This is a genomic window from Deltaproteobacteria bacterium (assembly GCA_028818775.1).
In the GTDB taxonomy this organism is placed as follows: domain Bacteria; phylum Desulfobacterota; class Binatia; order UBA9968; family JAJDTQ01; genus JAJDTQ01.
Window position 1 is genome coordinate 1 of sequence record JAPPNE010000120.1, and the last position, 6,951, is coordinate 6,951.

At 67.0% G+C, this 6,951-nt stretch carries 6 protein-coding genes and 1 pseudogene; 3 read left to right on the forward strand and 4 right to left on the reverse strand.

Features of this window, described 5'->3' with window-relative positions:
* Positions 1-105 precede the first annotated feature (105 nt).
* Positions 106-564 (reverse strand): annotated as a pseudogene (locus tag OXU42_13385) ((2Fe-2S)-binding protein).
* Positions 565-632: 68 nt separating this feature from the next.
* Between OXU42_13385 and OXU42_13390 the strand changes: the two are divergent.
* Positions 633-791, forward strand: coding sequence for a hypothetical protein (locus OXU42_13390; protein MDE0030381.1), 159 nt, complete (start codon positions 633-635; stop codon positions 789-791).
* Positions 792-846: 55 nt separating this feature from the next.
* On the opposite strand, the gene OXU42_13395 is transcribed toward OXU42_13390, so the two are convergent.
* Complete coding sequence (locus OXU42_13395; GenBank protein MDE0030382.1) at positions 847-2,292, reverse strand: UbiD family decarboxylase; 1,446 nt, start codon at positions 2,290-2,292, stop codon at positions 847-849.
* An 89-nt stretch (positions 2,293-2,381) separates the two neighbouring features.
* Positions 2,382-3,197 carry a cytidylate kinase family protein gene (locus OXU42_13400; GenBank protein ID MDE0030383.1) on the reverse strand — a complete coding sequence of 272 codons (816 nt, stop codon included), beginning with the start codon at positions 3,195-3,197 and terminating at the stop codon, positions 2,382-2,384.
* Positions 3,198-3,342: 145 nt separating this feature from the next.
* Between OXU42_13400 and OXU42_13405 the strand changes: the two genes are divergently transcribed.
* Entirely contained in the window at positions 3,343-5,190 is a 1,848-nt protein-coding gene (locus OXU42_13405; protein ID MDE0030384.1) for an endonuclease/exonuclease/phosphatase family protein, read from the forward strand.
* Positions 5,191-5,297: 107 nt separating this feature from the next.
* A complete protein-coding gene (locus tag OXU42_13410) occupies positions 5,298-6,296 on the forward strand; it encodes an asparaginase (GenBank protein MDE0030385.1) in 999 nt (332 codons plus the stop codon).
* 213 nt (positions 6,297-6,509) lie between these two features.
* Here OXU42_13410 and tcuB read toward each other — a convergent pair.
* Positions 6,510-6,951: tricarballylate utilization protein TcuB (tcuB, locus tag OXU42_13415; GenBank protein MDE0030386.1), on the reverse strand; the 442-nt coding region annotated here is incomplete at its 5' end.

The following is a 6,951-nucleotide window of genomic DNA, read 5'->3' on the forward strand; positions in this document are numbered from 1 at the left end:
CGTCAGGTCGGCGGTGTACACCGGCTCGCCGCGGACCTTGGCGGCGCCGTCGAGACGGCGCTCGTCGAGTGGTCTCGGCGCCGGCGTCTCCTGCCCGCGCAGCAGCGCCGCCGCCCGGTTGACCGACCGGATGATGGACAGATAGCCGGTGCACCGGCAGATGTTGCCGTCCAGGGCGGCCTTGATGTCCGCTTCCGAGGGGTCGGGATTCTCGTCCAGCAGGGCGCGGGCGGCGAGGATCATGCCCGGGGTGCAGAAGCCGCACTCGAAGCCGCCTTCTTCCCAGAACGCTTCCTGCACCGGGTCCAGCGCATCGTCGCCGCCGAGACCCTCGATGGTCGTCAGCGAGCGCCCGTCGATCTCGTGGGTCAGGGTGGTGCAGGCGCTCACCGGGCGGCCGTCCAGCAGCACCGTGCAGGAACCGCAGACCTCCACCTCGCAACTCGTCTTGGTGCCCTTGAGCCTGAGGGAGTTGCGCAGGAAATCCGCCAGCAGCAACTCCGGCGCCACGCTGGCGCTGCGCACCTGGCCGTTCAACTCGAATTGAATCTCGATCTCGTTCATGGATTCCTCGGTCGGGTTGCTTCAATCGTTCCAGGACGCTGGCAGCGGAATAGGGAGACTCTGGGAACTTGCGGTCCTTCGACTTCGCGCCGCTGGCGCGGCGCTACGCTCAGGACGAACGGTTGTGGAAACCTTTCCCGTTCGTCCTGAGCGTAGCGCCGCGCCAGCGGCGCGAAGTCGAAGGACGCCATTTCAAAGGACGCCATTCCATTGATCAGATTGCTTAGTCTGTACCAGATCAGAGGGGCCGCCGCGACAAGCGGCGGTGAAGCAAGGACCGGTCTAGGACCAGTACGTGGTGCGGTCCACGGGGATGTGCGCGAGCACTTCGCCGGGGATGTAGTCTTCGACCTTGATGCGGGCCATGGCCTCGTCCGGGACCTTGGAGACGGGGGAGAAGGGGCGGTCCAGGGGGCGGGTGGCGTCGACGATCATGACGGAGGTCTTGGTCTCGTCCACCACGGTGGGGTCGAGGTAGTTGCCGGTGAAGGTGGGCTGCATGATCGACACTTGCCGGTGCGGCTGCACGCGGGTGGCCAGGGCCCACAGGATTTCGGTGGGGTTGTAGACGTCGATGTCGTCGTCGAAGACGAAGACGTGCTTGGCGTGGAGCTCGGTGAGGGCGGCGGCCGCGGCGCGGCCGGGGTCGCCCTCGGAGAGCTTCTTCATGGCGATGAAGATGTTGTAGTGGGCGTGGCGGCCGGCCTTGCATACCGCGGTGACGCCGGGCACGGCCTCGCGGATGCGCCGCAGGTAGGCGCCCTCCCGCGGCAGGTCCAGCCAAGGCTTGTCGCCCTCGGGGGTGATGACCGACTGGTACATGGCGTTGCTGCGGAAGTTGATGGCGCGCACCTCGTAGCGGCAGGCCGAGAAGAAGCGCTGCGGTCCGAGGTAGCCCGGCGCTTCCCCGAAGGGGCCGTCGACGATGCGCTCGCCCGGGATCAGCGCGCCTTCGATGACGATCTCCGCGTCCGCGGGAATCAGCAGGTCGTCGCCCCAGGTGGTGGACGGCGTCACCCGGAGCGGCTCCCCGAGGTAGGCGCCGATGACGTCGTATTCGCTCACCTCGAAGGGGCCGGTGTAGCACGCGCCCATGTAGAACGCGGGGTGGTGTCCCAGCACCGTGGCCACCGGGCATTCCAGCCCCTGGTCCTCGTGGTCGCGGAAGATGATCCACTGGTGGTGCTGCGAGTGGTAGTGCGACGTGTGGTTCTTCGACTTGATCTCCATGCGGTGGTACGAGGCGTTGTAGATGCCTTGCCGGCGGTCCTTGGCGATGGTGCACAGGGTGATGTAGGGGCCGCCGTCCATGTAGTGGTGGCGCATGATGGGCAGCTCGTGGAGGTCCACGGCGTCGCCGCTCCGGACGTTCTCCATCACCGGCGCCTCGCGGTTCTCCACCACCACCGGCGCCACCCGGTTGCGCTCGATGTCCACGCACGCCTCCGCCATCTGCGCCCGGGTCATCTCCTTGGGCAGCCCCAGCGCGATCTGGGTCTTGCGCTGGGAGATGGTGAAGTTCATCACCAGCCTGAAATCGCTGACCCGGCCGTGCAGGTTGCGCGGCCGGTCGAAGACGAGCAGCGGGAACTTCCGGGCGGCCCTCAGATGCTTGATGATGGCGCTCACGTCGTAGTTGGCGGGGTCCACCTCCCGCTCCACGTGCACCACCTCGTTGGGAATTTCACGGCGGCAGTCTTCCAGGAAGCTGCTCAGGCTTTTCGGCATGCAAATATTCCTTGATCCGGGGCCCGGCGTCGCATCGCGCCGGCCCCCGGACCTTGGCTCGCCCGGTTGTGCGATGTTTCGAGGATTGCCTACTCGATGTCCGAATGCCGTCGCGGCATCACCACCAGGTTCGCCGTGACCTCCGAGACCTCCGGGATGCCCTTGATGGCCGCCACCACCCCTTCCACCGTTACCGGCGAGGAAACCATTCCGGACACGGTCACCGTCCCTTTGTGAGCCTTCACGTCGATGGGCAGATCGCGGTACAGCTCGGAACGGAGCAGGGTGGCCTGCGTCTTCCTGGCCAGCGCGAGGTCCTCGAAGGCCTGCCTGGAAGCCTCCGTCTCGCCAAACGCCGCGAGCTTGGCGGCCGTGCTGACCACCTGGCTTGCGGCCTCCGTGCCCATGGCCAGGTTGAGCATCAGGTGATAGCGGGTGGGGTCCTGCCAGTCGTGGCCGAATAGGGCCATGAGCCGCCGGCTGCGGGCCCGGTCGGTGTGCTCGAGTTGCTTCCGTATGGTGCCCTCGTCCACCGCGAGGCGCGAGCGGAGCAGGTCGACGCGCAACTCCATGGAGCCGGTCAGGAAGACCTTCAGCACGTGCGACACGCCGGGAAGAAGCTCGTGTCCCACGTGTCCGTGGTAGACCATGGGGCCGGCCTGGGCCATCTCGCACATGGCGGCCTGGAGCGCGATGCGGTAGGGCCGCAAGTCCTGCAGCCACTGTTCCCACCAGTGCGGCTCCTTCTCCGTGATGTCGTCGAGCTTGGCGCGCGGCACGCCGTAATTCGGCAGAGTGGCCGCCAGGTCCTGCCGTCCCACGCACTTGTAGTTCAGGGACTTCGCGACCCGGTTGGCGACTTCCTCCGCCCCGTGGATGCCTTCGTAGATCATGATGACCGACATGACGAATCCTCCTTTCCAACAGGAACCCGACACCAGACCATGCTTGACCTCACACTTTCAGCATACTGCCGGGACGGGGAATAGGCAATGAAGATTTGGCAGGGCCGTTTGAGGCGTCGCACCCACCCTGTTACACGGTGTCGGCATGGGATACCGTGCGAAACGTTCCATTTCGACTGGAACGCTGGTGTGGCTCGCGGCGGTCGGGACGCTGCTTTACGTGACGCTGGCGGCGAGCGTGACGGAGGCCGCCGGCGAGACGCGCATCGGGCGGGTCCAGGGGCGCGGCCACATTTCGCCTTTTCGCGGGCGGCAGGTCACCACCACCGGCATTGTGACCGCGGTGGATACGGACGGTTTCTACCTGCAGGATGCGGCGGGGGACGGGGACCCCGATACCTCGGACGGCATACTCGTCTTTACGCGGCGGGCTCCGGCGGCCGCCACGGGGGACCGGTTGCGCGTGCGCGGCGTTGTGACGGAGTTCCAGCCCGGCGGCGCGGCGTCCCGCAACCTCACCATCACACAGATCACGCGCCCGCGGCTCACGCGCTTGTCCCGCGGCAACAGGCTTCCCGACCCGGTGGTGCTGGGGTCCGGTGGGCGCGTCCCGCCCGGCCGTGTCATCGACAACGACGGGTTCGCGGTGTTCGATCCGAGGGAAGACGGCATCGACTTCTACGAGACACTCGAAGGCATGCGTGTCACCGTCAGGGATGCGGTGGCGGTGAGCCCCACCAGCCGTTTCGGGGAGATCTTCGTGCGTGCCCGCGGCACGGCGCCTTCGGGCTTGAGTGCGCGCGGCGCCCTCACGCTGCGGCCTGACGACTTCAACCCCGAACGCATCCAGATCGACGACGACTTCGGACTGAGCCCCATGGCGACGCCGCACGTCCAGGTGGGCGATTCCCTGGGCGACGTCACCGGCGTGATGAGCTACGGCTTCGGCAACTACGAGGTGCGTTTCACCGATAAATTCAGGCGTACGCGGGGCCGGCTGAAGCCCGAGACCACGTCCTTGCGGGCCGGCGACGATCACCTCACCATCGCCACCTTCAACGTGCTCAACCTCGACCCCAACGACGCCGACGGTGACACCGACGTGGCAAGCGGCCGTTTCGACGCCGTGGCGGCTATCATCGCCCGCAACCTGCGCCACCCCGACGTCGTGGCGCTCCAGGAGATCCAGGACAACGACGGCTCCGCCAAGACCGGGGTCAAGGCCGCCGGCGCCACGCTGCGCCTGCTCGTGGACCGCATCGCCGCCGTGGGGCGGGTGCGCTACCGCTTCATCGACCACCCGTTCATCGGCGACGACACGAGCGGCGGCCAGCCCGGCGGCAACATCCGCGTGGCGTTCCTCTACAACCCGGCGCGCGTGGAGCTCGTCCCTGGCTCGGTAGCCACCGTCACGGACCCGGCCGACCAGCGCACCAACCCGCGGAACCCGTTCTACAACGGTCGCCTGCCGTTGGTCGCGAGCTTCCGCCCCCGCGCGTCCGGCGGTGCCGCGATCACCGTGGTCAACAACCACTTCAACTCCAAGCGCGGCAGCAGCCCGCTGTTCGGGGAGGTGCAGCCCTTCACCCAGCGCCAGGAGGACCCGTCCGTAAACGGCAGCGTGACCAACCGCCGCAGGCAGGCCGAGACAGTGCAGGCGTTCATCGCCCGCCGGCTCGCCGCACGGCGCGACGCCGCCATCGTCGTCCTGGGCGACTTCAACGAGTTCGGGTTCGTCTCCCCGCTCAAGATCCTCGAACGCAGCCTCCGGAACCTCACCGAAACGCTGCCCCCGACCGAGCGCTACACCTACATCTTCGAGGGCAACGCCCAGTCCCTGGACCACATCCTGGTGAGCCCGGCCCTCGGTGCCTCCGCCGAGGTGGACATCGTCCACGTCAATGCCGAGTTCGCCGAGACCGCCGCGCGGGCCAGCGACCACGACCCGATAGTGGTGCGGGTGCGGCTGCCGCGGACGACAGCGGAACGATGACCGATTGATCCCGGATACAATTGACAGCCTATGGTTTGTCGGATAGGTTCCAGCCCGACTTCGGGGTGTCCTTAACCGCCCTTCGCTTCCATGGACCGGCACCACAAATGACCACACCCAGAATCGCCCTGATCCTCACCGGAGGCACCATCGACTCGGTGGGCGCCGACCGGCTGGATCTCGCCTGGTACATCGAGAACAACAAGCGGCTCGGTGACGGCGAGTTGGTGGGTTCCGTTCCCGAGCTTGCGGGCATCGCCGAGGTGGAGCAGGTGCCGTTCCGGCGGTTGCCGAGTCATGCGCTGGTGGACCGGGACTGGCTCGACCTGGCGGAGCTGCTGCACGGGATCTTCGAGCGTGGCGAAGCCGACGGCGCGGTCATCACCCACGGCACCAACACCCTCGAAGAGACGGCCTACTTCCTGAACCTGGTGCTCAAGACGGACCGGCCGGTGGTGCTGGTGGGGTCCATGCGGCCGGCGTCGGCGCTGGGCGCGGACGGCTACCTGAACCTGTTGAACGCGGTGCGGGTGGCCGCGGAACCAAGTTCCCGCGGGCAGGGCGTGCTGGCGGTGATGAACGACCGCATCTATGGCGCCCGGGACCTGACCAAGACGGCGACCTATCGGGTCGAGGCGTTCCAGGGGCGGGACCTCGGGCCTCTGGGTTTTGCCGACGCCGACGGCAGCGTGCGCTATTACCACCGGACGGTCATGCCGCACACCATCGCCACCGAGTTCGACGTGTCAGGGTTGGAGTCGCTGCCCAGGGTTGATGTCGTGGTGTCGCACGCCGGAGCCGACGGCGCCGTGATCGATGCCTGCGTGGCCGCGGGCGCCAGGGGCATCGTGTGCGCCGCCACCGGCGCGGGCCGCCCCACGCCTGCGCAGGACGAGGCGTTCGCCCGCGCCAGCGAAAAGGGCGTCGTTTTGTGCATCGGCAGCCGCGTGGGCTCCGGCCGCGTCGCCCGCAGCCCGGGTCTCCAGGAGCGCGGCGTCGTCACCGCCGACAACCTCCAGCCCTGGAAGGCACGGGTCCTGCTGGCCCTGGCCCTCAGTGCCACCACCGACCCGGACGCCATCCAGCGGATGTTCGATACTTACTGAGGTTGGCGCCCTTCGACTTCGCTTCGCTACGCTCAGGGCGAACGGTGTGCCCTTCGACTTCGCTTCGCTACGCTCAGGGCGAACGGTGTTTTGATGACGGTTGCTGAACTTAGCCGTTCGTCCTGAGCCCTTCGACAAGCTCAGGACAAGCTTCGCGAAGCGAAGTCGAAGGACATCGGTTACGCTCAGGACGAACGGTAATGCGTTACCGCGTCACCCCAGCACGATCTTGCTCTCGTCCTCCCGCACCTCGATGGCGTTCTGGACCAGCGCGGCATACCGGTACACCGCGTGGGCGAACTTGCTGTAGGGGATGGTCAGGAACAGCCCGAACACCACTCCCAGGTGGATCACCAGCAGCGTTCCCATCATCGCGGTCTCGCGGAACACCAGCAGCAGCAGCCCCGTGAAGCTCGTCAGGAAGAGCATCCACAGGAAAGTCTTGTCCAGGGTGAGCATCTTCTCCTCGGCCGGGTCCAGGTCGCTCTTGGACTTGAGGTAGAGCAGGCCCACGGTGCCGATGCACATCATGACGCCGCCCACCGTCCCGAACACCACCGGAAGGCTCAGGTAGGGGTAGGGCGAATGCCAGTGGAGGACGTTGTGGTAGAAGGCCGCGATGCTGGTGGCGCAGAAGTCCAGCCCGAAGCCGTAG